The organism is Mesorhizobium sp. M7A.F.Ca.CA.002.15.2.1 (assembly GCF_003998715.1).
GTDB classification, from domain to species: domain Bacteria; phylum Pseudomonadota; class Alphaproteobacteria; order Rhizobiales; family Rhizobiaceae; genus Mesorhizobium; species Mesorhizobium ciceri.
Map to the genome: position 1 here is coordinate 1 of NZ_RZPI01001109.1, position 966 is coordinate 966.

1 protein-coding gene is annotated in these 966 nt (G+C 60.0%); it reads right to left on the bottom strand.

What is annotated here, in order from left to right; translation table 11 throughout:
* Positions 1–811, bottom strand: an 811-nt coding sequence (locus tag ENZ74_RS32980) for a class I tRNA ligase family protein (RefSeq protein WP_164761453.1), incomplete at its 3' end; no start/stop codon positions are given.
* Between the last annotated feature and the right edge of the window lie 155 nt (positions 812–966).

Genomic DNA, 966 nt, shown 5'->3' on the forward strand with positions numbered 1-966 from the left:
ACGGATGATCGGCGGCGACAGCCATGAAGGAAGCGCCGAAGATGGTGTCGGGCCTTGTCGTATAGACTTCCAACTCATGCTCGCCATCGGAGGCGTCGGCCAGAGGCCAACGGATCAGCAGGCCTTCCGAGCGGCCGATCCAGTTCTGCTGCATCAGCTTCACTTTTTCCGGCCATTCGTCGAGGCCTTCGAGCGAATCCAGCAGATCCTGGGCGAAGTCGGTGATCTTGAAGAACCACTGCGTCAGTTCGCGCTGTTCGACCAGCGCGCCCGAGCGCCAGCCGCGCCCGTCGATGACCTGCTCGTTGGCAAGCACCGTCATGTCCTCCGGATCCCAGTTGACCTTGGAGGATTTGCGCGTCACCAGCCCCTTCTCGACAAAGTCGAGGAACAGCATCTGCTGGCGGTGGTAGTAATCGACGTCGCAGGTGGCGAATTCGCGCGCCCAGTCCAGCGACAGCCCCATGACCTTGAGCTGCTCGCGCATGGTGGCGATGTTCTGGTAGGTCCACTCCTTGGGGTGGACCTTATTCTGCATCGCCGCGTTTTCGGCCGGCATGCCGAAGGCGTCCCAGCCCATCGGGTGCAGCACGTTGAAGCCCTTGGCCCGCTTGTAGCGCGCCACCACGTCGCCCATCGTGTAATTGCGGGTATGACCGATATGGATGCGCCCCGACGGATAGGGGAACATCTCCAGCACGTAGTATTTCGGGCGCGGATCGTCATTGTGCGCTTCGAACAGCTTCTTGGCGTCCCAGGCCTTCTGCCATTTGGGCTCTGACGCGCGCGGATTGTATCGTTCGGTTGCCATGGGACGTTTTTCACTTAAAAGCATGCGCGAACTGCGGGCGATGGCTCGGCAGTTCAGGGAATGTGGTCCGGGTGTTCACCATGGTTTGGCAAACCCGTCAACCATATGGGTACCGCGTCTGACAAAAACGCCGGTCAAAACAGCAGGATTTGCAT